29 protein-coding genes are annotated in these 26,655 nt (G+C 70.4%); 14 read left to right on the forward strand and 15 right to left on the reverse strand.

Annotated elements, in window-relative coordinates:
* The first annotated feature begins 183 nt into the window (after positions 1 to 183).
* Positions 184 to 1,449, forward strand: a complete 1,266-nt coding sequence (locus ACFFC4_RS00315; RefSeq protein ID WP_375496604.1) for a magnesium transporter MgtE N-terminal domain-containing protein — start codon at positions 184 to 186, stop codon at positions 1,447 to 1,449.
* Entirely contained in the window at positions 1,442 to 1,930 is a 489-nt protein-coding gene (locus ACFFC4_RS00320; protein ID WP_375496606.1) for a DUF1003 domain-containing protein, read from the forward strand. The genes ACFFC4_RS00315 and ACFFC4_RS00320 overlap by 8 nt, the downstream gene beginning before the upstream one ends.
* A gap of 13 nt (positions 1,931 to 1,943) precedes the next feature.
* On the opposite strand, the gene ACFFC4_RS00325 is transcribed toward ACFFC4_RS00320, so the two are convergent.
* Genes ACFFC4_RS00325 through ACFFC4_RS00335 form a run of 3 tightly spaced genes read right to left on the reverse strand, consistent with a single transcriptional unit; the run spans position 1,944 to position 3,386 of the window.
* Positions 1,944 to 2,252, reverse strand: coding sequence for an AzlD domain-containing protein (locus tag ACFFC4_RS00325; RefSeq protein ID WP_375496608.1), 309 nt, complete (start codon positions 2,250 to 2,252; stop codon positions 1,944 to 1,946).
* Positions 2,249 to 2,914, reverse strand: a complete 666-nt coding sequence (locus tag ACFFC4_RS00330; RefSeq protein WP_375496610.1) for an AzlC family ABC transporter permease — start codon at positions 2,912 to 2,914, stop codon at positions 2,249 to 2,251. Before ACFFC4_RS00330 ends, ACFFC4_RS00325 begins: the two co-directional genes overlap by 4 nt.
* Entirely contained in the window at positions 2,907 to 3,386 is a 480-nt protein-coding gene (locus tag ACFFC4_RS00335; protein WP_375496612.1) for a MarR family winged helix-turn-helix transcriptional regulator, read from the reverse strand. The genes ACFFC4_RS00330 and ACFFC4_RS00335 overlap by 8 nt, the downstream gene beginning before the upstream one ends.
* Positions 3,387 to 3,412: 26 nt before the next feature.
* Here ACFFC4_RS00335 and ACFFC4_RS00340 point away from each other — a divergent pair, with 26 nt between their 5' ends.
* Positions 3,413 to 4,537 carry an Mrp/NBP35 family ATP-binding protein gene (locus ACFFC4_RS00340; RefSeq protein ID WP_375496614.1) on the forward strand — a complete coding sequence of 375 codons (1,125 nt, stop codon included), beginning with the start codon at positions 3,413 to 3,415 and terminating at the stop codon, positions 4,535 to 4,537.
* Between the two features lie 19 nt (positions 4,538 to 4,556).
* Here the strand turns inward: ACFFC4_RS00340 and ACFFC4_RS00345 are convergent, their stop codons facing one another.
* From ACFFC4_RS00345 to sigE, 4 genes are all read right to left on the reverse strand, one after another.
* Positions 4,557 to 5,069, reverse strand: a complete 513-nt coding sequence (locus tag ACFFC4_RS00345; RefSeq protein ID WP_375496616.1) for a sec-independent translocase — start codon at positions 5,067 to 5,069, stop codon at positions 4,557 to 4,559.
* Between the two features lie 63 nt (positions 5,070 to 5,132).
* Entirely contained in the window at positions 5,133 to 6,752 is a 1,620-nt protein-coding gene (locus ACFFC4_RS00350; RefSeq protein WP_375496618.1) for a trypsin-like peptidase domain-containing protein, read from the reverse strand.
* A gap of 99 nt (positions 6,753 to 6,851) precedes the next feature.
* Positions 6,852 to 7,232 carry an RNA polymerase subunit sigma-70 gene (locus tag ACFFC4_RS00355; RefSeq protein ID WP_375496620.1) on the reverse strand — a complete coding sequence of 127 codons (381 nt, stop codon included), beginning with the start codon at positions 7,230 to 7,232 and terminating at the stop codon, positions 6,852 to 6,854.
* The gene (sigE, locus tag ACFFC4_RS00360) at positions 7,232 to 7,828 is read right to left on the reverse strand and encodes an RNA polymerase sigma factor SigE (RefSeq protein WP_375496622.1); all 597 of its coding nucleotides are present in this window, start codon (positions 7,826 to 7,828) and stop codon (positions 7,232 to 7,234) included. Before sigE ends, ACFFC4_RS00355 begins: the two co-directional genes overlap by 1 nt.
* Positions 7,829 to 7,966: 138 nt before the next feature.
* Here sigE and ACFFC4_RS00365 point away from each other — a divergent pair, with 138 nt between their 5' ends.
* Together ACFFC4_RS00365 and ACFFC4_RS00370 are read left to right on the forward strand one after the other, a co-directional pair.
* Positions 7,967 to 9,349, forward strand: a complete 1,383-nt coding sequence (locus ACFFC4_RS00365; RefSeq protein WP_375496624.1) for a pyridoxal phosphate-dependent decarboxylase family protein — start codon at positions 7,967 to 7,969, stop codon at positions 9,347 to 9,349.
* Positions 9,350 to 9,377: 28 nt separating this feature from the next.
* Entirely contained in the window at positions 9,378 to 10,016 is a 639-nt protein-coding gene (locus tag ACFFC4_RS00370; RefSeq protein WP_375496626.1) for an O-methyltransferase, read from the forward strand.
* Positions 10,017 to 10,096: 80 nt separating this feature from the next.
* On the opposite strand, the gene ACFFC4_RS00375 is transcribed toward ACFFC4_RS00370, so the two are convergent.
* Complete coding sequence (locus ACFFC4_RS00375) at positions 10,097 to 11,038, reverse strand: hypothetical protein (protein WP_375496628.1); 942 nt, start codon at positions 11,036 to 11,038, stop codon at positions 10,097 to 10,099.
* 145 nt (positions 11,039 to 11,183) lie between these two features.
* Between ACFFC4_RS00375 and ACFFC4_RS00380 the strand changes: the two genes are divergently transcribed.
* From ACFFC4_RS00380 to ACFFC4_RS00395, 4 genes are read left to right on the forward strand one after another with little or no spacing between them, the layout of a single operon-like run.
* Positions 11,184 to 11,462 carry a DUF4031 domain-containing protein gene (locus ACFFC4_RS00380; protein WP_375496630.1) on the forward strand — a complete coding sequence of 93 codons (279 nt, stop codon included), beginning with the start codon at positions 11,184 to 11,186 and terminating at the stop codon, positions 11,460 to 11,462.
* A gap of 9 nt (positions 11,463 to 11,471) precedes the next feature.
* The gene (gene cofD, locus ACFFC4_RS00385; protein ID WP_375496632.1) at positions 11,472 to 12,422 is read left to right on the forward strand and encodes a 2-phospho-L-lactate transferase; all 951 of its coding nucleotides are present in this window, start codon (positions 11,472 to 11,474) and stop codon (positions 12,420 to 12,422) included.
* Positions 12,419 to 13,759, forward strand: coding sequence for a coenzyme F420-0:L-glutamate ligase (locus ACFFC4_RS00390; protein WP_375496634.1), 1,341 nt, complete (start codon positions 12,419 to 12,421; stop codon positions 13,757 to 13,759). Before cofD ends, ACFFC4_RS00390 begins: the two co-directional genes overlap by 4 nt.
* A gap of 13 nt (positions 13,760 to 13,772) precedes the next feature.
* Positions 13,773 to 14,603: a serine hydrolase domain-containing protein gene (locus tag ACFFC4_RS00395; RefSeq protein ID WP_375496636.1), complete on the forward strand. Its 831-nt coding sequence runs from the start codon at positions 13,773 to 13,775 to the stop codon at positions 14,601 to 14,603.
* Here the strand turns inward: ACFFC4_RS00395 and ACFFC4_RS00400 are convergent.
* The 4 genes from ACFFC4_RS00400 to ACFFC4_RS00415 form a co-directional block, all read right to left on the reverse strand.
* Positions 14,600 to 15,067 (reverse strand): SRPBCC family protein, encoded by a 468-nt coding sequence (locus tag ACFFC4_RS00400; RefSeq protein ID WP_375496638.1) that lies wholly within the window; start codon positions 15,065 to 15,067, stop codon positions 14,600 to 14,602. The genes ACFFC4_RS00395 and ACFFC4_RS00400 overlap by 4 nt on opposite strands.
* A gap of 12 nt (positions 15,068 to 15,079) precedes the next feature.
* Complete coding sequence (locus tag ACFFC4_RS00405; RefSeq protein WP_375496640.1) at positions 15,080 to 15,982, reverse strand: DNA-3-methyladenine glycosylase family protein; 903 nt, start codon at positions 15,980 to 15,982, stop codon at positions 15,080 to 15,082.
* Between the two features lie 35 nt (positions 15,983 to 16,017).
* Positions 16,018 to 17,082 (reverse strand): sugar phosphate nucleotidyltransferase, encoded by a 1,065-nt coding sequence (locus ACFFC4_RS00410; RefSeq protein ID WP_375496642.1) that lies wholly within the window; start codon positions 17,080 to 17,082, stop codon positions 16,018 to 16,020.
* A gap of 94 nt (positions 17,083 to 17,176) precedes the next feature.
* On the reverse strand, positions 17,177 to 18,445 hold the full coding sequence (locus ACFFC4_RS00415; RefSeq protein WP_375496644.1) for a SpoIID/LytB domain-containing protein: 1,269 nt from the start codon (positions 18,443 to 18,445) through the stop codon (positions 17,177 to 17,179).
* A gap of 144 nt (positions 18,446 to 18,589) precedes the next feature.
* Here ACFFC4_RS00415 and ACFFC4_RS00420 point away from each other — a divergent pair, with 144 nt between their 5' ends.
* From ACFFC4_RS00420 to ACFFC4_RS00430, 3 genes are all read left to right on the forward strand, one after another.
* A complete protein-coding gene (locus ACFFC4_RS00420) occupies positions 18,590 to 20,110 on the forward strand; it encodes an LCP family protein (RefSeq protein WP_375496646.1) in 1,521 nt (506 codons plus the stop codon).
* Positions 20,111 to 20,266: 156 nt separating this feature from the next.
* Positions 20,267 to 21,412: an LCP family protein gene (locus ACFFC4_RS00425; RefSeq protein WP_375496648.1), complete on the forward strand. Its 1,146-nt coding sequence runs from the start codon at positions 20,267 to 20,269 to the stop codon at positions 21,410 to 21,412.
* Positions 21,400 to 22,134, forward strand: coding sequence for a TIGR03089 family protein (locus tag ACFFC4_RS00430; protein WP_375496650.1), 735 nt, complete (start codon positions 21,400 to 21,402; stop codon positions 22,132 to 22,134). Before ACFFC4_RS00425 ends, ACFFC4_RS00430 begins: the two co-directional genes overlap by 13 nt.
* A 4-nt stretch (positions 22,135 to 22,138) precedes the next feature.
* Here the strand turns inward: ACFFC4_RS00430 and ACFFC4_RS00435 are convergent, their stop codons facing one another.
* Positions 22,139 to 22,546, reverse strand: coding sequence for a hypothetical protein (locus ACFFC4_RS00435; RefSeq protein WP_375496652.1), 408 nt, complete (start codon positions 22,544 to 22,546; stop codon positions 22,139 to 22,141).
* A 150-nt stretch (positions 22,547 to 22,696) separates the two neighbouring features.
* The gene (locus ACFFC4_RS00440; RefSeq protein ID WP_375496654.1) at positions 22,697 to 23,857 is read right to left on the reverse strand and encodes an acyl-CoA dehydrogenase family protein; all 1,161 of its coding nucleotides are present in this window, start codon (positions 23,855 to 23,857) and stop codon (positions 22,697 to 22,699) included.
* Positions 23,858 to 23,934: 77 nt separating this feature from the next.
* Here ACFFC4_RS00440 and ACFFC4_RS00445 point away from each other — a divergent pair, with 77 nt between their 5' ends.
* Together ACFFC4_RS00445 and ACFFC4_RS00450 are read left to right on the forward strand one after the other, a co-directional pair.
* Complete coding sequence (locus tag ACFFC4_RS00445) at positions 23,935 to 25,383, forward strand: glycine hydroxymethyltransferase (RefSeq protein WP_375496656.1); 1,449 nt, start codon at positions 23,935 to 23,937, stop codon at positions 25,381 to 25,383.
* Between the two features lie 5 nt (positions 25,384 to 25,388).
* Entirely contained in the window at positions 25,389 to 26,342 is a 954-nt protein-coding gene (locus ACFFC4_RS00450; RefSeq protein ID WP_375496658.1) for an alpha/beta hydrolase, read from the forward strand.
* 44 nt (positions 26,343 to 26,386) lie between these two features.
* On the opposite strand, the gene ACFFC4_RS00455 is transcribed toward ACFFC4_RS00450, so the two are convergent.
* The gene (locus tag ACFFC4_RS00455; RefSeq protein ID WP_375496660.1) at positions 26,387 to 26,590 is read right to left on the reverse strand and encodes a hypothetical protein; all 204 of its coding nucleotides are present in this window, start codon (positions 26,588 to 26,590) and stop codon (positions 26,387 to 26,389) included.
* Between the last annotated feature and the right edge of the window lie 65 nt (positions 26,591 to 26,655).

Consider the following 26,655-nt stretch of genomic DNA (forward strand, 5'->3'; position numbering starts at 1 on the left):
CTGAGCGACGCTTGCGCAGCGAACAGAGTCACTGAGCGACGCTTGCGCAGCGAACAGAGTCACTGAGCGACGCTTGCGCAGCGAACGGAGTCACTGAGCGACGCTTGCGCAGGGAACAGCGCTACTGAGGGCTTGCTCATCGCTGACCGACTACCCTTCTGGCGTGACGAGCCGGGGCAGACGATGAGTGCGCGGGTGTTCGTCGCCCGGTTGGCGGGCATCGACGTGTTCGACCCCGGCGGCGAGCAACTCGGCAAGGTCCGCGACGCGGTGACGATGCTACGCGTCGACCGGCAGCCGCCGCGGGTGCTCGGGCTGGTCGTCGAGGTGGCTCAGCGGCACCGCATCTTCGTCCCGATGGGTCGGGTGACACGCATCGAGCCGGCGCAGGTCGTGCTGTCGTCGGGAACCGTCAACATGAAGCGCTTCGAGCGGCGCGCCAACGAGCTGCTCGTCCTCACCGAACTGCTCGACCGGACGGTGACCATCCGCGAAACGTCCGCCGCGGCCTCCGTCGTCGATGCGGGTATGGAGGAGAACCGCAACCGCGACTGGGTGATCACCCGGCTGGCCGTGCGCGTGCAGACCGCTCGATTGACCCGCCGTCGCGGCCAGCTGTCGCAGCTCGACTGGAACGAGTTCGACGGCCTGGCGCTGCAGGAGTCCCGCCAGGGCACCGACACCGTCGTCGCCATGCTGTCGGACCTGCGCGCAGCCGACGTCGCCACCGCGCTGCTCGAGATGCCCGAGAAGCGCCGTCTCGAGGTCGCTGCCGCGCTCGACGACGACCGGTTGGCCGACGTGCTGCAGGAGCTGCCCGAGGACGAGCAGGTGTCGCTGCTGGCCCAGTTCGCCGACGAGCGCGCCGCCGACGTGCTCGAGGCGATGGACGACGACGACGCCGCCGACCTACTCGGCGAGATGACGCAGGACGACCAGGAGCGGCTGCTGCAGCTGATGGAGCCTGCCGAGGCCGCGCCCGTCCGCCGGCTGATGACCTATGAGGACTACACCGCCGGCGGTCTGATGACCTCCGAGCCGATCATCTGCCTGCCCGACGCCACCGTCGCCGAGGCGCTGGCCCGGGTGCGGCACCCCGAGCTCTCACCCGCCGTCGCATCGCAGATCTACGTCGTGCGGCCGCCCGCGGGCACCCCCACCGGACGTTTCCTGGGCACCGTGCACATCCAGCGGCTGCTGCGCGAGCCGCCGTCCTCGCTCGTCAGCGGCTTGTGCGACCGCGGCATCGGCTCACTGCGGCCGAGTGCACCGTTGGACGAGGTGACCCGACACATGGCGACCTACAACCTGGTCGCCGTCCCGATCACCGACGAGAACGACCGGCTGGTGGGTGCGGTCGCCGTCGACGACGTGCTCGACCACCTGCTACCCGAGGGTTGGCGGGAGCGGGACGAGGACGACGACGAGCAGGAGGCGACACATGCCTGATTCGCGCGTGCGGCTCGACCAGCCGAGGCTCGAACGCCGCGGACCTCGGTTCCGCTTCGACGCCGAGGCCTTCGGGCGGCTCACTGAGACTATTGCGCGCTTCCTCGGCACCGGTCGCTACCTCGCGCTGCAGACCGGAGTCGTCGTGTTATGGATCATCTGGAACAGCGCCGTGCCGCACGGGCTGCGCTTCGACCCCTGGAACCCGACCAAGTTCATCTTCTTGACCCTGATCCTGTCGCTGCAGGCCTCGTACGCTGCTCCGTTGATCCTGCTGGCCCAGAACCGGCAGGACGACCGCGACCGAGTCAACCTTGACGCCGACCGCGACGAGGCCCGTCAGTCCAAGGCCGACCTCGACTATCTCGCCCGAGAGATTGCCGCGATCAGAATGGCCCTCGGCGAGGTGGCCACCCGCGACTTCCTGCGTTCGGAGCTCCAGCGGGCCGAGGCAGCGCGCGACGACCGGGGCGACGACTGACGCACGTTCTCGGTTAGACAACGAGCCGCAGCAGGGCCGCGACGGCGGCGGCCAGCACGACCACGACTAGGAACGGCAGCCGCCGCCACACCGCCACCGCGCCGGCTGCGAAGCCGGCGAGGCGCGGGGCGTCGAACGTCCAGTGCCGACCGTCGGCCACGGCCTCGACTACCACGAGTGCGGCGAGCAGCGCGACCGGCAGCAGCTCGACGACGCGCCGGACCTGCGGGTGCTCGAGCACCCGCGCCGGCACCAGGTAGCCGGCCAGCTTCAGCGCGTAACACCCGAAGACGGTGGCCAGGACAAGGATCCAGAGGTTCATCTGAGCCGCACCGCAAGGACCAGGGCCGCCGACGCGGCGAGCACCGGCACGCCGGCTGGCGCCACCGGAATCAACAGGAACGCGATCGCCGCACCGGTGATTGCGATCCACCGCTCCAGCTCGCCGCTGCGCAGCCGGGGTGCAAGCAGGGCGAGGAATGCAGCGGGCACCACGGCGTCCAGACCGAACGACGCGGGATCGACCACCGACCCGACGAGCGCGCCGATCAGCGTCGTCAGGTTCCAGAACGTGAACACACCGGCGAATGTCCACCAGAACGCCACCCGCGACAGGGACGGGGTGCGCTGCGCGACCGCCATGGCCGTCGACTCGTCGATCGTGCCGAGGGCGGCGAGCAGCCGGCGCAAACCGCCCACCTTCAGCAACGGCGCGAGCCGCATGGCATAGAGCGTGTTGCGCGAGCCGAGCAGCAGGCCGCCGGCGAGCGCGGCCCCGATCGAACCGCCACCGGCGACGACGCCCACGACCGCGAACTGCGTTCCACCGGTGAAGGCCAGCAACGACAGCAGGCAGGACTGCAGCACCGACAACCCTGCGGCCACCGACGCCGCGCCGAACGCGAAACCGTATGCGCCGACGGCTACGCCGACACCTAGCGAATCGCGGATCGCAGCGGTCCGGGCTGGGTCGAGTTCAGTCACCGGACGGGCGGTCGGTCACGCGCTCCATGAACGCGCCGAGCTCACGTAGTTCGTCATCGGTGAAGTTGACCAGGAAGTGGTCGCGCACGCCGGCGAGATGCACCGGCGCGGCGGCCCGCAACGCGTCGAAGCCGGCCCTCGTCAGCACGGTATACATACCGCGGGCATCCCCGGGGGCCGGCTCGCGACGCACCCACCCTGCGGTCTGTAGCCGGTCGACCATGCGGGTGAGCCCCGAGCGCGACATCAGCAGTTGGTCGGCGAGCTCGGCCATCCGCAACCGCCTATCGGGCGCCTCAACCAGGTGCAGCAGGACGTCGTACCAGGCCAGCGGCATCGACTGCGCCGCCTGCAGCTCACCCTCAAGGGTGCGCATCAGCGACGCATGGGCCAGCAGGAAGGTCCGCCAGACGCCGATGCGCCAGTCAGAAGGCCGGAGTGGACCCGGGGGCTGGGACTCCAGCGGCGCCACGACATCAGCCTACGTACCATCGGGGTGTGCCCCAAGAGAGTTCCGTCCGCGCTGCCCTGTCGACCGTGAACGACCCCGAGATCGGCCGTCCGATCACCGAGCTGGGGATGGTCGACGGTGTGCAGATCGGCGACGACGGCCGGGTGGTCGTCCGGGTCCTGCTCACGGTGGCCGGTTGCCCGATGAAGGCCGAGCTGACCCGCGGTGTCACCGAAGCGGTCACCCGGGTCGAGGGCGTCACGTCGGTGTCGGTCGAGCTCGGGGTGATGTCCGACGCGCAGCGCACCGAGTTGCGCCAGCAGCTGCGCGGCGACGCCCCGCAGAACGAGATCCCGTTCGCACAGCCCGGGTCGCGTACCCGCGTCTACGCCGTGGCTTCCGGCAAGGGCGGCGTGGGCAAGTCGTCGGTCACGGTGAACCTGGCCGTCGCGCTGGCCCAGAAGGGGCTCTCGGTCGGCGTGGTCGACGCCGACATCTACGGCTTCTCCGTCCCACGCATGCTCGGGGTCGAGGGCAAGCCCACCCAGGTCGACAACATGATCATGCCGCCCAGCGCGCACGGCGTGAAGGTCATCTCGATCGGGATGTTCACCCCCGGCAACACCGCCGTTGTCTGGCGCGGGCCGATGCTGCACCGGGCGCTGAACCAGTTCCTGGCCGACGTCTTCTGGGGCGATCTCGACGTCCTGCTCATGGACCTCCCGCCCGGCACCGGCGACATCGCGATCTCGGTTGCGCAGCTGGTGCCCTCCGCCGAGCTGCTCATCGTCACCACGCCGCAGCTCGCGGCCCGCGAGGTCGCCGAACGCGCGGGGTCCATCGCGCTGCAGACCCACCAGCAGATCGTCGGCGTCGTCGAGAACATGAGCTGGCTGCAGCTGCCCGATGGCTCCCGCTTGGAGGTATTCGGCAGCGGCGGTGGCCAGGCCGTCGCCGACTCGCTGACCACCACCACCGGTACCCGGGTGCCGCTGCTCGGTCAGATCCCGCTGGACCAGGCGGTACGCGAGGGTGGCGACGGGGGTCTGCCGGTCGTGCTCAGCGCCCCGGGCTCCGCCGCCGCCGAGGCGCTGCAGGGGGTGGCCGACGCCCTCGCCGCACGCAGCCGCAGCCTGGTCGGCCGGTCGTTGGGGCTCACGCCCGTTCGCTAACCATCAATCTGATCATCGATCAGGTGACCTCGTCGAATCCAGTCGGCGCGACTCCGGGCTTCGGCCGCGGACGCGGTCGCCCCGCTGGCGGCTGACTTACCGGTTTCAGCGGCTCGCTCTTGGTCATGCGCACCCGGGCCTCGTCATTCTCGAGGTCGCGCACCGCGGCCCGCGGGTCGACGTCGTGCAGCTCGTCACGCCAGCTCTGGCGGGAGTCGTTGTCGGAACCAGCGTCGTCGCCGAAGATCGCGTCGCGCAGGGCGTTGCGTGGGTTGAGGCGGCCGAGATCGACGTCGTCGCCGAAGACCGCGCGCTGCACGGCGGTGCGCGGATTCAGGTTGCGTAGATCGATGTCGGCGAACTCGGGGCCGAGCTCATCCCGCAGCTGCTGACGCGCTCCGGTGGCGAGGTCGCGCAGCGTGCGCAGCATCTCGGCGGCGTCCTTCGCCAGCTTGGGCAGCCGGTCGGGGCCCACGACCACGATGGCGACCATCGCAAGTACCAGGAACTCCAGTGGCCCGATGTTGAACACCCGTCCACCTTCCCCCGCGCTGCCGTCGAATCAGCTGAGCCCGTCGGGTCAGCGCTCGTCCATTCACTGCAGTGTGACGGTGACCGTCTTCTTCGCCGACGAACCCTTAGGGTAGTACGTCACCTTCACCCGGGCGCCGGGCTTGAGTTGCTGGACGACAACGATCAGCTGGTCAGCCGACTGGATGACCGTCTTGTCGACCACGACGATGACGTCGCCGGCCTTGAGCCCGGCCTTCGCCGCAGCCTTGCCGGGTGAGACCTGCGCCAGATACGCACCGGTCTTCGCGCTGGTCAGGTAGGTCTTGGCTTGAGCCCCGAGCGACGCGTGCGACGTCTTTCCGGTGCGGATGAGGTCGGTGGCGATCGCCTTCGCGTAGTTGATCGGAATGGCGTAACCGATCCCCGACGCGGAGGTACCGGAGTCCGAGCTGCCGACCGACGCGGCGGAGTTGATACCGATGACCGCGCCCGAGGAATTGACGAGCGCCCCCCCGGAGTTGCCCGGGTTGATGGGCGCGTCGGTCTGAATTGCGTCGAGGTAGGCGTCGGACGTCCCGTCGTCGGCGTAGACGTGCACCGGACGGTTGAGCGCCGAGATGATGCCGGCGGTCACCGTGCCCTGCAGGCCCAACGGCGAGCCGATGGCAATCGCCTGATCGCCCACGGCCACTTGGTCGGACCGGCCGAGCGTGGCGACGGTGAGCTCGGTATTCGGCACCTTGATCACGGCGAGGTCGCTGACCGGGTCCGTTCCCACGATTTGCGCCGACGCAGTGGCCTCGTTGCTGAACGTCACCCGGATCGTCGCCATCCTGTCACCGTTGGCTGCGGCGATCACGTGATTGTTCGTCAGCACGTCACCGTCTTTGTCGATCACCACGCCGCTGCCGATCGCCGCCTCGGAATCGGTGGTGACCAGGATCGACACCACGGCCGGCCCCACCCGCTTGGCCACACCGGCCACCGAACCCGCGGGGCGCTTCGTCGGCGTCTCGACCTGGGCGATGGAGGCGTCGGGGCGGTGCAGGGCGTCGTTCGTCTCGCGGGTGGCGAACCAGCCGACCCCGCCACCGACGACGCCCGCGACCAGCGTCGCGATGAGTACGACCAGCAGTGACGGCAACCCGAATCGGCCGCGCCGCACGTTGTCGGGGACCGGCTCGTCCTCGACGCCGCCGAGCAGTTCGTCCTCGGTCTCGACGTCGTCGGTCGGGTCAATCTGTGCTGGGCGGCCGCCGCTGAACACCGCTCCGCGCCCGAGCCAGAACTGCGAGCTCGGGTCGCGCCACGGGTCGCGGACGGCGTCCGGCTTCCACCACGGCGACTCGCGGTGCGGTCCGGAGGCGTCGAGCCGCGCCCCTGGTTGGGGCGCAAATCCGTTCTGCGCCTGCGGGGTCGCGGCGAACGTGTCGGCCAGCTCGGCGGGGACGGGCGGGCGGTAGTTGGGTTGCGGAACCAGGCGCTCGCCGGAAAGCGGGGCGAAGGCCCCGGCCTCGGTGGGACGCCCGAACGTCGCGCGTTCTTCCGGCGACACCGTCATCGGCGGCGGGGTGTAGGGCGCCGGCTCGGAGCGCGCGTCGAAGCCGCCGTCGATACCGGAAGGACGCGCGAACACGTCGTTTCCCGGCGGGGCCTCGGCGGGTTGGGGCGAAGCCGCGTGCCGGCCCTGCTCGTCGCTCACGCGTTGCTCCTTCGCCGCCGAGAGGCGTCCGTCATCGAGTCTGCCCCATCGCCCGGATAGCCACGCGCCGTCACCGGTCGCGCACCCCGCCTACGTAGCTCAGCGGCCGCCGCGGAACAGGCTCTGAGCGGCGGTGCTCAGGATCGGGGTCACCCGACGCTCGCGTTTAGTTCGCTGCGGCACCAGTGCTGCGATCGGGCCCACCACCATCATGGTCGTGCCGTCATCGTCGACGACGGTCGGCGGCATCGTGATCGGTGTGGTGTCCGGCAGGGTGCGCAACCGGTCGGCAAGGCTGGTGGGCAGCGCTGGTGCCGGCGCCGCCCGCAGCGCCCACGCGGCCTCACGTTGCACCCGCACGGCGTGCGCACACTCGGCGCAGGCCTCGGTGTGTCGTGCGGCGCGCTCGCGGGCGTGCCCGCGCAGGACGCCGTCGGCATACGCGGCGACTGCTTCGTCGGACAGGTGCTGCGTGCTCATCAGCCCGGCGCCCCCGCCAGTTCGATGTCGGCGGAACCGCCCGGCTCGATCGGACGGCGGCCGGGAGCGCGGTGAGCCAGGGCCTCGCGCAACAGCACGCGACCACGGTGGATGCGGGAGCGGACGGTGCCGACCTTGATGCCCAGCGTCGCCGCGATCTCCTCGTACGACAGCTGCTCGAGGTCGCACAACACCACCGCGACGCGGAAGTCCGGCGGCAGTGCGTCGAGGGCTGCCTGGATCTCCGGGTCGAGGTGCATCTCGTCGTAGACCCGCTCGGGCCCAGGGTCGCTGCCGGCGAGCCGGTCACCGGCGTCCTCGGGCAGCGCGTCGAAGCGGATGCGCTGCCGGCGCCGCACCATGTCGAGGAACAGGTTTGTGGTGATGCGGTGCAGCCAGCCCTCGAACGTCCCCGGTTGGTACTCGGCCAGCGACCGGAACACCCGGACGAACGTCTCCTGGGTCAGATCCTCGGCGTCGGCGCGGTTGCCCGAGAGCCGATACGCAAGCCGGTAGACCCGATCCGCATGGGTGCGGACCACCTGGTCCCAGGTGGGCGGAACCCACACCGGACTCGGGGCGGACTCAACGGTCATGCCTTCACCTCGTGTTCGTGGCCCGGCGAACCGCTGGGGGCGGCTACCGATCACGTCCGACAGAACCAGAACAACCTGTACATCGGCTAAACGCAGCCATCGCGCGCAGCGTTCCCACAGTTACTACGCTGCGCGGTTGTGCACTCCTACACCCCCATCGACGATCGGACCACGCACGAACTGGCCCGGCTGTGCATCGAGCGCCTGGCCACGCGGACACCGCTGGATCGCCCACGCACTCCGGCGGAGCTGGACGACCTCGCGGGCGCGACGGTGCGGCCCGAGGGCATCGGCGCGGACGAGGCGGTGCGGCTGTGGCAGGACGTGCTCGCCCCGGCCTGCCTGTCCGTCGACCACCCGCGCTACCTGTCCTTCATCCCCAGCGCGCCGACCAAGGCGGCGGCCGGCTTCGACATGCTCGTGGGTGCGACGTCCGTCTACGGCGGCTCGTGGCTGGAAGGGTCCGGGGCGGTATACGCCGAGAACCAGGCACTGCGTTGGATCGCCGACCTCGCCGGGCTGCCACCTCAGGCGGGCGGGGTGTTCGTCCAGGGCGGCACCATCGGCAACCTCTCGGCCCTCGTAGCGGCCCGGGAGTCCGCGCGACACCGGGTGGCCCAGCAACACGGTTGCCCGCCGCAGCGCTGGGCCGCATGCGTGACGGCCGAGACGCACTCGTCGGTCAAGCACGCGCTGCAGATCGTCATGGACGTGGACGTCATCGAGGTGCCGGGCGACTCGCGCGGACGGATGACGGGCGTCGCCCTGCGCGAGGTGGTCGAGACACTGCCCGCCGACGTGCGAGCGGGGGTGTTCGCCGTCGTCGCCACCGCCGGCACCACCAACCTCGGTGTGGTCGACGACATCGTCGGCGTGGCCGCGGTGGCGCGCGAGCAGGGCTGGTGGCTGCACGTCGACGGCGCGTACGGGGGCGCCGGCCTGGCTGCGTCGAGCGTCCGGCACCTGTTCGACGGCGTCGAGCACGCCGACTCATTCATCGTCGACCCGCACAAGTGGCTGTTCGCACCCTTCGACTCGTGCGCGTTGATCTACCGCGACCCGGTGCAGGCCCGCGCCGCGCACACCCAGACCGCCGGCTACCTCGACCCGGTCACCGTCGACGGGGAATGGAACCCCTCGGACTTCGCCGTCCAGCTCACCCGTCGCGCCCGCGGACTGCCGTTCTGGTTCTCCCTCGCCGTGCACGGCACCGACGCCTACTGCGCGGCCGTCGAGCACACCCTCGCCGTCGCCCGCGAAGGCCGCGCGATCATCGACGACCGCGCCCACACGCGGCTTCTCGTCGAACCCGACCTCTCGGTCCTGGTGTTCGAGCGGATCGGCTGGGACGCCGACCAGTACGCGCGTTGGAGCAGTCGCATCCTCGATGAGCAGCTCGGCTTCGTGACGCCGACCCGGCACGCCGGGCACGTGTGCACACGCTTCGCCGTCGTCAACCCGCTGACGACGCCCGAGGACCTGGCACAGCTGGTCGACTCGATGCATGACGTCCAGCCGTAGCCCTGGACAAGGCTCTAGGCTCACGGCCATGGCCGACGCGATGCTCTCCGTAGCCAGCCTCTCCTTCGCCGAGTCCTACGCGGTCGAGGATGACGTGGTCATCGCGGCCCGCGCGCGGGCCCGCGAGCTCGGCTGCACGCCGATCGGCCCGGCCGGCGCGGCCACGCTGCGGGTGCTTGCCGCCGCCGCCGGCGCCCGGGCGATCGTCGAGGTCGGCACCGGGGCGGGCGTGTCCGGGCTTTACCTGCTCGACGGCATGGCCGCCGATGGCGTCCTCACCACCATCGACGTCGAGGGCGAGCACCAGCGCGCAGCCAAGGAGGCGTTCGGCGAGGCGCAGGCTGCGCCCGGTCGATACCGCCTCATCAACGGCTCGGCCGCCGAGGTGCTGCCGCGCCTGCGCGACGCTGCTTACGACCTGGTCTTCGTCGACGCCGACCCGTCGGCCTACGAGTTCTACTTCGAGCAGGCCCTGCGCCTGCTGCGCCCGGGCGGGATCGTCGCGTTCGACGACGTGCTGTGGCACGACCGCGTCGCCGACCCCGCGCAGCGCGACCAGGAGACCACCATGCTGCGCGAGCTCGGCAAGCTGGTGCGCGACGACCTGCGCCTGCTGTCCACTCTGCTCCCGGTTAGCGACGGCCTGCTGGTGGGCGTCAAGCGCTGACCGGGTTACCGTCGGCCCGGCCATGACCTGGTGATCATCACGCACTGGGCAGGGCTGCAGCCCTGCGCAGTGCGTGATGATCAGCGGCCTTTCAGTTCGTCGGCCCTGACGGCCAGCCAGGCCCGGATCTCGGCGACGAATCGACCGGGATCCCGCAGCGCCGACGGCGGCCGGTGGACCACCGAGAGCCCAATCGTCGTCAGCTCGAGATGACGGTTCCAGGTGGCCGCCCAGTCGTCACGGGAGGAATGGAACTCGACGCTGTCGATCTCGAGGCAGGCCCGCAGCTGCGGCCAGTGAAAATCCAGTGTGCGCCACCTGCCGCCGGGCAGCTCGATCCGTGCGTTCTGCACGAAGCCCCCGATGCCCGCGGCGCGAAGGATGACCGCTGCCTGTGCCTCGGGCGCCGACGCCGCACCCCACCCGACCTCGACGAGGGCTCGGCGCAGGAAGGCGCTGCCGCGCCGCGGTCCCGACTCCAGTTCGACAGCCAGCTCGGCGACGGTGCAGTGCCCGTCCTGCACCACGCGGGCGACGAGGGTGCGGACGTCGTCAAGGCAGCGCATAGTGCACGCGAGGTCTGCGGCCGCGCGCGCATGCTCCACGCGCCTGGGGCCGTGCCACTGCACTACGGCGAACGGACGGACCGTGTTCCGCACCTGAACGAACCCGTACGAGCGGCACCGGTTCGACGGCGGCACCAGGACGACGACCGTCGGGGTGGACGCGATGCGCCGGACGTCCGATGCGCGCAGCGCCGCGGCCCCGGTCAACGCGGCACCCTCGCCTGCGTAGATGAGCGCGGCTGCCCAGCGGTCAACCTCGAGGAACGATTCGGCGGTCAGATAGGTGTGCGGCAGCACCCGGCGCCACTTCGCGGTTGCCAACCGATGGTCAATGCCGTGCCGCGAGACCCCGCGCCGCAGGGCCTCCGTGCGACCGAGGACGCGCGGCAATGCGCACGGGTCCCAGTCGTCCATCAGGCGATCGTCGGCGACCACGACGATGCACGCGTCGGTCATACCCGGGCCTGTGGACAACCTTTTAGTGATCATCACGCGCTGTGCAGGGCTGCAGACCTGCGCAGCGCGTGATGATCACCGGGAGCGGGCCCAACGGACCGGGAACGGGCCAGCCGGCAGGCGGCGGACTAGCGTCGGCCCGGCCATGACCTGCTACGTCGACACCGTGCGCTCGTACCCGAACGCCGGTTTGCGGTTCACCGACTACTGCCACCTGCTGGCCGACACCCGCGACGAGCTGCATGCGATGGCCGGCGCGGTGGGCATGCCGCGCTGGACGTTCCAGGACCATCCGTGGCGTTGGCACTACGACCTGCCCGCGCACCTACGCGACTCCGCCGTCGCGCACGGCGCGCAGGTTGTGACCATGCACGAGGTCGGGGCGCTGCTGCGGCGTCGCAAGGGCGAATTACCCATCGCGTAGGTTCGAGCGGTGCGCATCGCAGTCCTCGCCGGCGGCATCGGCGGTGCCCGGTTCCTGCGCGGGGTTCGGGTCGCCTGCCCGGACGACACGATCACCGCGATCGTCAACACCGGCGACGACGTCACCCTGCACGGCCTGCGTATCTGCCCCGACCTCGACAGCGTGATGTACACCCTCGGCGAGGCCCACGACGCTGATCGCGGCTGGGGCCGCAAGGGCGAGAGCTGGCGCATCAAGGACGAGCTGCGCGCCTACGGTGCCGAGCCATCCTGGTTCGGGCTGGGCGACCTGGACATCGCCACCCACCTCGTCCGCACCCGCATGCTCGAGGCCGGTTACTCGCTCACCGACGTGACGGCCGCACTGTGCACCCGCTGGCAGCCCGGCGTTTCGTTGCTGCCGATGACCGACGACCGCTGCGAGACGCACGTGGTCGTCGAGCTGGCGGGCGCACGCCGAGCGATCCACTTCCAGGAGTGGTGGGTGCGTTATCGCGCGGCGCAGCCGGCCGAGGCGTTCGTACAGGTAGGGGTCGACGACGCCACCGCCACCCCCGCCGTCCTCGAGGCCATCGTCACGGCTGACGTGGTGCTCGTCGCGCCCTCGAATCCGGTGGTGTCGATCGGCACGATCCTCGGTCTCGACGACCTGCGCGAGGCGCTGGTCACCGGGCCGGCACCGGTCGTCGGGGTGTCCCCGATCGTGGGCGGCGTACCGGTGCGTGGCATGGCCGACGCCTGCCTGCCGGCGATCGGCGTCGAGGTCAGCGCCGAGGGAGTCGCGCGGCACTACGGCGCGCGGTCGGCGGGCGGCCTGCTCGACGGCTGGCTGGTGCACGACACCGACACCGCGCACGTCGAGGGCATCACCGTGCGCGCCGTGCCCCTGATGATGACAAATGACGACGCGACCGCCGACATGGTCCGGGCCGCAATGCACGTCGCTGGGGTACGAGTGTGATCGACGGCGACCACGCGGCACCATACCTTGAGGTACGTCCTGTGCTCGGAATCGGCGAGCTCAGCCCCGGCGACGACCTGGCGGCGGTCATCGCCGAGCACGCCGACCTGCAGGACGGCGACGTCGTGGTCGTGACGTCCAAGGTGGTCTCGAAGGTCGAGGGACGCATCGTGGTCCTGGAATCCGATGACCCCGATGCGCGCGAGACGGCCCGCCAGGCGGCCATCGACGGCGAGACGGTGCGCCTCGTCGCGCGCCGCGGCGACCTGCGCATCGTTCAGACCAGGCACGGGCTCGTCATGGCGGCGGCCGGGGTCGATGCCTCAAACGTCGCCCGCGACGAGCTGGCCCTGCTGCCCGTCGACCCCGACGCCTCTGCGCAGCTGCTGCGCGAGGGCCTACGCGAGCAGCTCGGCGTCGACGTCGGCGTGGTCGTCACTGACACCATGGGCCGGCCGTGGCGCAACGGGCTCACGGACGCCGCCATCGGGGTCGCCGGACTGACCGCGCTCACCGACCCGCGCGGACGCGTCGACTCCTACGGCAACGTCCTTGGCGTCACCCAGGTCGCGGTCGCTGACGAGATCGCCGCGGCGGCCGACCTCGTCAAGGGCAAGCTGTCCGGCATCCCCGTCGCCGTCGTACGCGGTCTGGCCCGCAACGGGAAGTTGACCGACGACGGCAACGGCACCCGGATGCTCGTCCGTGGCGTTGAGGACGACCTGTTCCGCATGGGCACCGCTGAGGCGATAACCGTCGGGCGCGAGGACGTTGGGTGGGCCGGTGGCTCGGCGCCGGAACTGCACGCCGATGCCGTTGCGGTGATCACCGACATCGACCCTGACGACTGCGCCGGTGGCGCCGTCAAGCAGGCGTTCCTCGCATTCCTGGCGGCGCGGCCGGACGCCATGTGGCGCTCGTGCGTGCCCGGGCACCTGACGGGCAGCGCGCTGGTCGTCGATCCGGATCGGCAGGCGGTGCTGCTCACCCTGCACCCGCGCGTCGGCCGCTGGCTGCAGCTCGGCGGGCACTGCGAACCAGGCGACCGCACCATGCTCGACGCGGCGGCCCGCGAGGCGCGCGAGGAGAGCGGCATCGGCTCGCTGTCCTTCGACCCGGTGCCGCTGTCGCTCGACATCCACCCGATCACCTGCTCACTCGGCGTGCCCACCCGGCACTTCGACGTCCAGTACCTCGCGGTCGCCCACCCCGGCGCCGAGCCGACCATCAGCGACGAATCCCTCGACCTGCGCTGGTTCGCCTGGGACGACCTGCCGCCGGGTATCTCGCCCGAGCTGCCGCGCCTCGTCGACCTCGCCCGCCGCCGGCTGCCGTGAGCGGCTACGTCTAATGACGGCCCTGGACGACGCACTGCGCGCGATCGACGACTGGCCCGTGCCGCACGCCGCGGCGGCCGTGGTCGGGCCGGCCGGCGTGCTCGCCGCACGCGGGCCGCAGGAGCACCCATTCCCGCTCGCGTCGGTGACGAAGCCGCTCGCTGCCCTGGCCGTGCTCGTCGCGGTGGAGGAAGAGGCCGTCGCGTTGGACGACGCAGCCGACCCGGACCTCCTGCCCGGCGCCACCCTGCGCCACCTGCTTGCCCACGCGTCGGGGATGGCGCCGGAACGGCCGCTGCGCTCGTTCGCGCCGGCCACCCGCCGCGTGTACTCCAACGTCGGCATCGAGCGAGCCGCCGAGGTGGTGAGCGTGGCGGCGGGCATGCCGTTCGCCGACTACCTCACCGAAGCGGTCCTGCGCCCGCTGCAGCTCAGCGGCACGTCATTGCCCGGCTCGCCGGCGCGCGACGGCATCTCGACGGTGGCCGACCTCGCCGCGGTGCTGCACGAGCTGCAGACGCCGACCGGCCTGCTCTCGGCGACGACTCTGGACGAGCTGCGCACGGTGCAGTACCCGGGCCTGCGCGGGGTGCTGCCCGGTTTCGGCGGTCAGGACCCCAACGACTGGGGACTCGGCTTCGAGATCCGCAGCCGCAAGTCGCCGCACTGGACGGGCACCAGCAACTCCCCCGCCACCTACGGACACTTCGGCCAGAGCGGCACGATGCTGTGGCTGGATCCTGAGGCCGGGGTGGGGCTCGTCGCCGTGACTGATCTGGACTTCGGCGACTGGGCGCGCACTGCCTGGCCGCAGTTGTCGGACGCGGTGCTGGCAGCTGTCTAACGAACTTCGACGTTGCGGGCCAGGATGCCGAGCGTCGCCTTCAGCGCCGTTTCGGGGATGACCGGGAAGTTGACGCGCTGCTTGTAGCGCTCGTCGATCTGGCTCCAGTCGTAGTACGACGTCACCACGGTGCCGCCGTCGGCTGACGGCGCGAGCCGATAGCCGTAGAGGTGCTTGATCGGCGGCTGGATGGTGCCCGAGATCGTCCACTCGATCAGGCGGTCGGGCTCGAACTGCGTGATGATCACGTCGACGTCGTACTTGCCCATGGGCAGGTCGCCGAGCGACTCGCGGTCCATGTGCACGGTGAACCGGTCGCCGACGGCCGAGACCGGCGAACCGTCGGCGGACTGCAGCATGCCGGAGCTGTCGATCTGCACGTGGCCCTGCGGATCGCAGAGCAGGGCAAATACGGCGGCGGGCGGGGCGGCGATGATGCGGGCGACCTCGAAACGTTCGCTCATGACTGGACTGTGTCAGATGGCTCGGATGTCGGTGTAGTTGAACTTCGGCCCGTACCGCGGCGCGCGCATGCCGCTGAGCTCGATGAGCCGCATGACCCGCTGCCGGTGGCCGGACCACGGCGCCAGCAGCTCGAGCATCTGCTCGTCGGTGCTGCGCGGGCGGCCGGCCAGCACCCAGCCGACCATGTTCGGCAGGTGGTAGTCGCCGACGCTGACGGAGTCGGGGTCGCCGAGCGCGCGCTGGGTGGTTTCGGCCGCGGTCCAGATGCCGATGCCGGGGATGAGCCGCAGCCGGGCGGTGGCCTCGGCGTGCGTCATACCGACGCACTCCTCCAGCCGGCGGGCGACCGAGGCCGCGACGCAGATGGCGCGTTGGCGCTTGCCGTCGACACCGAGGCGGTGCCACTCCCAGGTGGGCAGCTCGAGCAGCGCCTGCGCCGACGGCGGCACGAGCATCCCCTCGGCCGGGCCGGGTGCCGGCGTGCCGAAGCGGTGCAGCAACAGACGCCAGGAGCGACGCGCCTCGAGCCCGGTGACCTTCTGCTCGAGCACCGCAGGCACGAGCGCCTCCATCACCAGCCCGGTCCGCGCGAGCCGGAAGCCCGGCCGGGCGCGGCGCAGCTCGTGCAGCACGGGCACCGCGGACACGTCGAGCGCCGACCAGTCGTCGTCGTCGCCGAGCAGCGCCGGAAGCTGCGCCAACAACCAGTCGGCGCCGTCGCCCCAGGCCTGCGCGCTTGCCTGCGCGCCGGCCGCCGCCACGCACATCGTTCCCGGACCGACGGGTGTCTCGCACGCCCACCAGAACCGGCCGGCCGCATCGAAGCGGTGCGCGGGATCACCGGCGCCGCGACGTAGCGAGCCCAACGTCGACCGCAGATCGATCAGCCGCCCGGCCTCCCACACGCGCTGCATGAAGCACAGTGTGGCGCAGGTTCCTGACAGACCCCTCAGAGGTCGGACGAGAAGCGGATCGAGCCCTCGGCGAGGTCGACGCCGGGCCAGATCCGGGCGCCGTGCCGCAGCTCCGTGCCGGCGCCGATGCTGGCGCCGTCGCCGATGACGGCGTCCTCGATCAGCGCGCCGGGGTGGACGGTGACGCCCTTGCCGATGATCGAGCGCCGGATGACGGCGCCGGCGCCGATGCGGGCGTCGTCGAAGACCACCGAGCTGTCGATGTCGGCGCCGGCCCCGACCGCGGTGCGGGTGCCGATCGTCGACCCGCCGTAGATGTGGGCCTTCGGCGACACCGACGAGCCGGGCATCAGCAGCCGCTCACCGGTCTGCGGCACCGCCGGCGACGGCGCGATGCCGCGCACGAGGTCGGCCGAGCCGCAGACGAAGTCGGTCGGCGTGCCGAAGTCGCGCCAGTAGCTGGTGGTCAGGTAACCGCGCACGTTCGCGCCGGACGCCAGCAACCCGGGGAACGTCTCCTTCTCGACCGACACCGGACGACCGGTGGGGATGGTGTCGATGACCGATCGCTTGAACGCGTACAGGCCGGCATTGATCTGGTCCGTCACCGGGTTCGGATCCTTCTCGAGGAACGCCTCCACCCGTCCGTCGACGTCGGTGGGCACACATCCGTAGGCACGCGCGTCCTCGACCTTCGTCAGGCACAGCGTGACGTCGGCGTCGGTCTTGACGTGCGTCTCGACGAAGTCGACGAGATCGACGCCGATCATGTTGTCGCCGTTGAACACCAGCACCGTGTCGGCGCGCAGGGCCGGGGCCACGTTGCGAATGCCGCCGCCGGTGCCGAGCGCCTCCTGCTCCACGACGCACTTGAGGTCGACGCCGAAGCGGGACCCGTCGCCGAAGTAGTCCTCGAAGACCTCCGCCCGGTACGACGTGCCCAGCACGACGTGCGTGATTCCGGCCTCACGCAGGCGGGAGATGAGGTGCGTCAGGAAGGGCACGCCGGCGGTCGGCAGCATCGGCTTGGGCGCGGACAACGTCAGCGGGCGCAACCGGGTGCCGAAACCGCCGACCAGGATCACCGCATCCGTCGACATGTCCCGTCCTCTCGTCGGCAATCAGGCTTGGACGATCCCACATCTCACGCCCGCATTACGGGCTCAGTGACGACACTCGCTCCGCAAGCCTCGCTCAGTTCGCCACGAGCCGGTACCAGTCGGTCCACGCACCGAGGGCGTCGGCGAGCGCGAATCCGGAGGTCGTGACCCGCACCGCCTTGCCCGAGCGCACGCCGTCGATCGTCGCGCCGGTCGTGCGTCCGCCCCAGGCGCCGTGGCCGTTCGTCGTCGTCGCGATGCGGGTGATCTTGCTCAGCCCGTACGCACGGGCCAGGGACGCCAGCGAGACGGTGCCCGTCATCGCGAGGTACGGATCGCCGGACTTCGCGGTGTCGTACGGGTCGGGTCTGGCGATCAGGTACGGCTGCCCGCCGGCGACCGTCCAGCCGCCGTTCGAGGCGCTGAACTGGGCGAAGATCGCCGCGCCGCGGTAGGTGACGACGAGCCGGTTGGTGTCGAGTACCCCGGTGGTGTCGTCGTGCCACACGACGTGGCCGCGGGCGTCGAGATACTCGTAGCCGCCGTAGAACTGGCAGGCCGTAGTGTCGCAGATGTCCCAGTCGCGGTTGCGCGGGTGGTCGATGGCGTACTGCGCATAGGTACGGGCTGCGATGGCCTGTGCGTCGACGGCGGCCCGCGCCCAGGACGCCGGCATCTCCCGCGGCGCCACGCCAGCGGTGTATCGCTCGAGGCCCACGACGTTGACGGTGTTCACCCTGCCGGCGCCGCTGGCGGTGGTGCGGACGGCGCGGAGCAGACCGCGGTAGTAGTTGCTCGTGCCGTTCGGCGCGAAGATCTGCACCGAGTACCCGACCCCGCGGTTGAAGGCGGCACGGTTCGGCAGGCCGGTGCGGTAGGTGGTCCACCGTGAGCCCGCGGCCGAACGCAGCCGCTGCAGCGTGAGGCCGCTGCCGGCATCGGCGATCAGGCGGTACCGGAAGATGCCGCGGGTGGGCAGTTTGCCGCGGACGCCGGTGACCGTCAGGCCCGACCACGCGGCCACGGTTGTCGCCGGACCGAAGTCGGCCAGCAGCACCCGGATGACGGGCTGCTTCGGCCGCACCAGCGTTGTGTGCGGGTAGTAGAAGCTGATGATCCGACGGAACGACAGTCCGGCCGCTGCCGCGCCGCGCGCGCCGTACTGGCTCAGGCCGTGACCGTGGCCGTTGCCGCGCCAGGTGACGGTGACGGACGTCGTGGTGTGCGCAGGCGTCACGGTCACCGCCCCGGCAGGGGTCAGCGTGGCCGCAACGAGGGCGGCCGAGAACCCAGCGACCAGAACGACGCGGCGGAACTGACCCCGGACGCGGGCGCGCAGGCTGGCGCAGGGAGGGATGCGCATTACCACTTCTTTCTGGATTTCTACGGGTGACACGCCGTTGTGAGGTCACCGTAAATGAAAAGCGTGGGGCTGACTAGATCACCAGCCACATCCGTCCCACGTGTCTCCCAGGATTGGCACGTCTCCCGGCCTAGCCTCGCGTCGATGACCATCGATCCCGACGAGCCTGCAGGCCCCGACCACCGGGGTACCGACGGCAACGCACCGGCGCGCCGCGGCCTTCGCACGCCGCATGTCTCACACGGCTGGCGCGTCGGGATACGGGCGCTGCTCGCGTCGCTGTCGTTGCTGGTGATCGTGGGCAGTGGCGTGGCGTGGGTGACGTTCAGCAGCTTCACGGCGAGCGTCCCGCACGGCGACCGGGTACCGGCCCTGACCGCCGGCGAGAAGGATCCCGACGGCGCCGACCAGAACGTGCTGCTGATCGGCAACGACACCCGCGCCGGCGCCAGCAAGGCCGAGCTGAAGGCCCTGCACGCCGGGCACGACACCACCACCGTCAACGCCGACACGATGATGGTGCTGCACATCCCGGCCAACGGGTCGCGAGCGTCGCTGGTCTCGTTCCCCCGCGACTCGTGGGTCACCATTCCCGGCTTCGGCAAAGGCAAGATCAACTCTGCGTACCCCGACGCCTACAACGCGGCCAAGGCCGCACACCAGACCGAGACGCAGGCCCAGAGCGCCGGGATCATCCAGGTCATCAAGACGATCCACGCCCTGACCGGGCTGTTCATCAACCACTACATGCAGGTCAGCCTGCTGGGCTTCTACCGCATCAGCAACGCCATCGGCGGGGTGCGCGTGTGCTTGAACGCGGCGCAGAACAAGACGACCGAGGTCGGCGACGGCGGTCACGGCAACTCCGGGATCGATCTGCCCAAGGGCGTGTCGGTCATCAAGGGCACCCAGGCACTGGCATTTGTTCGTCAGCGGCACGGGCTGCCGCACGGCGACCTCGACCGCATCCGCCGCCAGCAGTACTTCCTGAAGTCGGCGTTCACCAAGATCGCGTCGGCCGGGACGCTGCTCAACCCCTTCAAACTGCGCAAGCTGCTGACCGCCGTCGAGGGCTCATTGCTGACCGATCCGGGTCTGGACCTGCTCTCGCTCGCCCGGCAGCTGCAGTCGCTGACCTCCGGCAAGATCACCCTGCAGACGATCCCGAACAACGGCCCGAAGCTGATCTACCCGGACGGCGTGGAGACCGCGATCGTCGAGGTCAACACCGGCGCGATACCCGCATTCATCGCGCAACTCGAGGGCAAGACCGACGCGAAGCTGGCGAAGGCGACGCCCGCGGCGCCCGGCACGGTCACCGTCGACGTGCTCAACGGCACGGCCACGCCGCGACTGGCCGCCCGCAACGCGGCCGCCCTCGTCGCCCTCGGGTTCAAGGTCTCCACCGTCGATTCGGCTGCCAACACCGCAGCGACGACCGTCGAGTACCCGGACGGCGCGCAGGCCCAGGCCAGGGCCGTGCTGCGACACGTGCCCAAGGCCAAGGCGGTGCTGACGCCGGGCCTTGCACGCGTCACCCTCGTGCTCGGGACGAACGGACGCGAGGTGGCCGGGCCGGGTGCGCCGCGCACCGTTACGCCGAGCGCCCCCAGCAGCACCACCGTGACGGCCACCGCCGACGACGGGCTGGGCTGCATCGACTGAGCTGGTGACCACTCGGGCGCTCAGCGGCCCCATAGAGGTCGTGCTTGTACCCTCGGTCGGATGTCCTATTCCTCGCGGGAGCCACTGGAGCCACTGCCGCCGCACCTCGACCCGCGCGGTCGACATCGCGGTGGCAGCCGCCCGTCTCGATCGTCGGTGGCACGCCCGCTGGGCCGCGTGCTGGGCGCGTTGCTGTCGGTCTCGCTGCTCGTCGTGGCCGGGTACTACTGGTACACCTACCGCGACATCAACAACAACGTGCCGCGTCTGAACGGTCTGCAGGTCAACCAAGCGCCCAGCGGCGGTACCGGCGACATCGACGGCAAGGACCAGAACATCCTGCTCGTCGGCAACGACGACCGCTCCAACATGACCAAGGCCGAGATCAGGACGTTGCACGCCTCCGAGAGCTCCGGCAGCCTCGCCACCGACACGTTGATCATCATCCACGTTCCCGCCAACGGCTCCAGGGCAACGTTGATCTCGGTGCCGCGCGACAGCTACGTCAATATCAAGGGCTTCGGCATGGGCAAGGTCAACGGCGCGTACGCCGACGCCTACTACAACGGTCCCGGGATCACCGACTCCTCGACCCTCGACCAGCGGCGCACGGCCGGTGCCAACCTGCTGGTGAACACGTTGCAGGACCTCACCGGCCTGACGATCAACCACTACGTGCAGATCGACCTGCTGGGGTTCTACCGCATCAGCAACGCCATCGGCGGGGTGCCGGTGAACCTCTGCCGCGCGGTCGACGACTCGCGCGCCGCCAACCAGGCCGCCGGGCTCTCCGGCGGGTCCGGGCTGGTGCTGTCCGCAGGCAAGCACAGCATTCAGGGTGTGCAGGCGCTGGAGTTCGTGCGGCAGCGACACTTCCTGCCGCGCGGTGACCTCGACCGCGTGCGGCGCCAGCAGTACTTCCTCACCGCCGCCTTCCGCAAGGTGGCGTCGGTCGGCATCCTGTTCAAGCTGCGTTCGCTCGGCGACGCGGTCGAGAAGTCCGTCTACCTCGACCCGACGCTCGACCTGACGGATCTCGGCCGTCAGCTGCAGAACCTCAGCGCGAACAACATCATCAGTAAGACGATCCCGACCAAGGATGCCTACCTCGACGATGGCACCAGCATCTTGGAGGTGTCACCGAGCAAGGTCAAGACCTTCATCGACAAACTGATCAGCCCGACGCCTGCCACCCCGCCGACCAGCGGATCGACGTCCACGTCGCCGTCGGCGGGGTCCTCGACGTCGCCCTCGGCCACATCCACGGCGCCGGCACCCATCGACAGCAAGTGCATCAACTGACGCCGGAGCGACGCTTCGCCGAACTCGTCGCCACCGAGGGTTCGCGCCCGTTCGTCACCTACTACAACGAGGCGACCGGGGAGCGCTCGGAACTGTCGGTGCGCTCGCTGGCCAACTGGGTGGCCAAAACCCATCACCTGCTCACCGACGAGCTCGGGCTGGGCGTCGGGAGCACCGCTCTCGTGGCCCTGCCGGCGCACTGGATCTCGGTGCCCATACTGCTCGGGTGTCTCACCGCCGGGCTCGCGCTCACGGACGAGCCGGACGCCGACGTCGCGTTCGTCAGCGAGCACACGGCGCCTGACGCGGCCGGCGTCCTCGACGTGTACGCGGTGGCCACGGCCTCGGTGGCACCGATGGCCGCCGCTCAGGGCTTTCGCGGCGCCGAGCCGGCCGACACCCAGGACTACGTCGTCGCGGTGCGTCCACAGGGCGACGCCTGGGCCGGGGTGGCGATGCCCGCCGGCCCCGACGATCCGTGCCTGCCGGGCCTGGCGCGAGGAGCCGCCGTCGACGCCGCAGCCGCCCGCGCGGACGAGCTCGGCCTGGCCGACGGTGGCCGGTTGCTGAGCACCCGCGATTGGACGTCGCCGGCCGACTGGGTCGATGCGGTGCTCACCCCGCTGGTCGTCGGCGGCTCGCTGGTCATCGTGCGCAACGCCGGCGACGACGTCATCGACCGACGCGTCCAGCAGGAGCGTGCGACGGCGCTGCTGCGCTGACCGCTCAGCCGGCCGGCCGGGTGGGCAGCTCGTCGCCTAGGCTGCCCCACCAGCCGACGCCCCGTGCGTCGTAGCGCAGCGCCCGGCGGATCATGCCGAGTGGCTCGCCGAGGTCGAAGTCCGCGACGTTGTGGCCGAAGGCGACCGGGTCGACGTCCGGCCCCACGTCATAGCCCCATGCCATCAGGTTGCCCAGGCGCCACTCCCCCGGCTGGACGGCGTCATGCCAGCGCCGGCGCAGCCCGACGACGGAACGCGTCTCGCCCGGCGGCCGGTAGACGATGCACAACGTGTCCGGGCCCTCGGCCCAGGCGTCGACGACGTGCACCAGCTGGGCCGCGGTGACCATGCTGACCTGCAACCGCTCGAGACAGGCGGCCAGCGCGATCTCCGACCATTCCGGCGACGTCATCGAGGCGATCCTAACGAGCTGCCCCACTCCGACGTCGTCCATACACGTATCGGTCTCACCCTGGGCGAGCTAAACCAGCTCGTCGGATTGGGCGAGCTCGAGAGCTGGGAATCGGCGATCGTCTCAAGCCTGCGGTGACCACAGCCGGGCCTACTTCAGCAGGTTGCGCGCCATCACCATGCGGTTGACCTGATTGGTGCCCTCGTAGATCTGAGTGATCTTGGCGTCGCGCATCATCCGCTCGACCGGGAAGTCGCGGGTGTAACCCGTACCGCCGAACAGCTGCACGGCGTCGGTGGTCACCGACATCGCGGTGTCGCTGGCGAAGACCTTCGCGGCAGCGGAGGTGAACGTCAGGTTCGGCTCGTTGCGCTCGGCACGGGCAGCCGCGGCGTAGACCAGGTGACGCGCAGCCTCGATGCGCATGCCCATGTCGGCGACCATGAACTGGATGCCCTGGAAGTCCGCGATGCGCTGCCCGAACTGCTTGCGCTGCTTGATGTAGTCGCACGCGGCGTCGAAGGCGCCTTGCGCGATGCCGAGAGCCTGCGCGCCGATGGTCAGCCGGGTGTGGTCGAGTGTGCGTAGCGCGGTCTTGAAGCCGGTGCCGCGTTCGCCGATCATCCGGTCGGCCGGGATGGTGCAGTCCTCGAAGTAGATCTCGCACGTCGGGCTGCCCTTGATACCCAGCTTGCGCTCCTTCGCGCCGACCGAGAAGCCGGGATCGTCCTTGTGCACGACGAAGGCCGAGATGCCGTTGGCGCCCCTACCGGGATCCGTAACGGCCATGACCGTGTACCAGGTCGAGACCCCGGCATTGGTGATCCACGCCTTGGTGCCGTTGAGCACCCAGGCGTCGCCGTCGGCCACGGCGCGGGTGCGCATGGCCGCAGCGTCGGAGCCGGCCTCCCGCTCGGACAGCGCGTAACTGATCATGGCCGTACCCGAGGCGATGCTGGGCAGCACCTGCCGCTTCAGCTCCTGCGAGCCGGACAGGATGATGCCCTGCGAGCCCAGCTTGTTGACGGCCGGGATCAGTGAGGACGACGCGTCGGCGCGGGCGACCTCCTCGACGACCAGGCACGCGGTCAGCGAGTCAGCGCCCATGCCGCCGTACTCCTCGCCGATGTGCACGGCGTTGAAGCCGGCCTTCGCGAGCGCGTCGTGCACATCCCACGGGAACTCGGCCGTCTCGTCGATCTCGGTTGCGCGCGGAGCGATGCGGTCGGTGGCAAGCTCGCGCACCGCCTTGCGCAGCAGCTGCTGCTCCTCGGACAGGCGGTACTGGTCGAAGGCAGCAGCAGACGTCATACCTCGATAGTAGGACGCCCTAGTAATACCGCCGTCGGATACTGTCGGGGTTCATGCCACAGCTGCCGGAGGCTCCCATGTCCCAGCCCTTCGACCCCGCCCTCGCGTCCGCTGCCTACCGCAACGCCCTCGAGGTCATCGGCGCCGTCGAGCCCACGATCGCCGACGCGATTCGTGCCGAGCTCACCGACCAGCGCGAGTCGCTGAAGCTGATCGCCAGCGAGAACTACGCCTCGCCCGCCGTGCTGCTCACCATGGGCACCTGGCTGTCGGACAAGTACGCCGAGGGCACCGTCGGGCACCGCTTCTACGCCGCCTGCCAGAACATCGACACCGTCGAGCAGACCGCCGTCGACCACGCCAAGGCCCTGTTCGACGCGCCGCACGCCTACGTCCAACCGCACTCGGGCATCGACGCCAACCTCGTCGCCTTCTGGGCCATCCTCGCGCAGCGCATCGAATCCCCAGCGCTGGCCGCCGCGGGCGCGAAGCACGTCAACGACCTGTCCGAGGACGACTGGCAGCAGCTGCGGCACGCGCTCGGCGACCAGCGTGCGCTGGGCATGTCGCTTGACGCGGGCGGGCACCTCACCCACGGGTTCCGGCCCAACATCAGCGGCAAGATGTTCCACCAGGCCTCCTACGGGACGGACGAGACGACCGGCCTGCTGGACTACGACAAGGTGCGGGCCACGGCCCGCGAGTTCAAGCCGCTCGTGCTCATCGCCGGGTACTCGGCTTACCCGCGCAAGGTCAACTTCGCCACCATGCGCGAGATAGCCGACGAGGTCGGCGCGGTACTGATGGTCGACATGGCGCACTTCGCCGGGCTTGTGGCCGGCAAGGTCTTCACCGGCGACTACGACCCGGTGCCGCATGCGCACGTCGTCACCACCACCACGCACAAGTCGCTGCGCGGGCCGCGCGGCGGCATGGTGCTGTGCCAGCCGGAGTTCGCGGACTCCGTCGACCGCGGTTGCCCGATGGTGCTCGGCGGCCCGCTCGGCAACGTCATGGCCGCCAAGGCCGTGGCCTTCGCCGAGGCGCGGCGTCCCGAGTTCCGCACCTACGCACAGGCCGTCGCCGACAACGCCGTCACCCTGGCCGAGGGCCTCTCGCGCCGCGGCGTCACGCTCGTCACCGGCGGCACCGAGAACCACCTCGTGCTGCTCGACGTCACCAGCTTCGGGCTCACCGGACGGCAGGCCGAGTCGGCGCTGCTCGACGCCGGCATCGTCACCAACCGCAATGCCGTCCCACGCGACCCGAACGGTGCTTGGTACACCTCGGGTGTGCGCATCGGTACCCCGGCGCTGACCTCGCGCGGTTTCGGCGCTGCCGAGTTCGACCGCACCGCCGAGCTGATCGTTGACGTCCTGGCCGCGACCTCGCCGAACGCTGCGGCCTCGGGCGGTGCGTCGAAGGCGAAGTACACCATCGCCGACGGCGTGGCCGACAAGACGCTGTCGGCCGCCGGTGAGCTGCTCACCGCCAACCCGCTGTACCCCGGCCTGGATCTGGGCTGACGCCGATGCCGCTCGACCCGCACATCGCCCAGCTGCTGCAGCTGACGAACGCGGCGCCCGCCCTGTCCGCCGGCAGTCCCGCCGAGGCGCGCGCGGCGCTGCGGACGCTGATGGTCAACTTCCGCGACCCGGCGAGCGTCGTCGAGGTCGCTGCCGTCGAGAAGGGTTTTGCCGGCGGGGTACCGGTGCGCGTGTACCGGCCGGCGGCTGACGGGCCCGTCGGAACCCTTGTCTACCTGCACGGTGGCGGGTTCGTCGTCGGCGACCTCGACACCCACGACAACGTGTGCCGGCGGCTGTGCCGCGACGCGAACGCGGTCGTGGTCAGCGTCGACTACCGCCTCGCTCCGGAGGCTGCTTTCCCGGCGGCCATCGAGGACAGCTATGCCGCGCTGACCTGGGTTGTCACCCACATCGCCGACTACGGCAGTGCTGCCGACCGGGTGGTCGTGGGCGGTGACAGTGCGGGCGGCAACCTGGCCGCGGTGTGCGCGCAGCTGGCCCTGGCCGACGACCTGCCCCTGGCCGGCCAGCTGCTGGTCTACCCGGCCGTCGACATGGCCGGGGAGTACAACTCGCGCACCGAGAACGGTGAGGGTTACTTCCTGACCCTCGCCGACGTCGAATGGTTCGCCGCGCATTACACCGGCATCACCGGTGGCCAGGCTGCCCTGGCTGAGGCCACCGTGGCCGAGCTCGCTGCCGACCCGCGGTTGTCACCGATCCGCGCAGCGAGCCTGCAGGGCTTGGCCCCGGCGGTGGTCGCCACCGCCGAGTTCGACCCGCTGCGCGACGAGGGCAACGCCTACGCCTCGGCGCTCGAGGCTGCCGGGGTGCGGGTGGTGCACCAGCAGTTCGCCGGGCTGATCCATGGCTTCTACGGTCTCGAGCAGTTCAGTCCGGCGGTGGCGGATGCGACGTCGTGGATCAACGCGCAAGCCGCTTCCCTGCTGGCTTGACCAGAACCCAGCCGCGTCTGCGAACGCGTGCCGCGGGGCCTGGGTCAGCCGAGGACGTTGTTCGGGTCGCACAGCACCACGGTGCCACCAATGACGTCCGGCAGGCTCTGCCGCTTGCCGCTGGCCAAGAACATGCTGAACCACACGGGCGCCGTGACGATGCTCAGGATCCCTTGGGCGATGCCGCCGACGATGTCGCGCAGAGCGATCCCTGACCGAACGGAGAGAGCGGTGACGGACTTCAGCAAGCCCCAGCCCGGGCCGCTGGTGCTCTGGGGCCAGGCGAGGACCGTAGCGCAGGATGACCGGGTCG

It is taken from the genome of uncultured Jatrophihabitans sp. (genome assembly GCF_964244045.1).
Lineage (GTDB): Bacteria > Actinomycetota > Actinomycetes > Mycobacteriales > Jatrophihabitantaceae > Jatrophihabitans.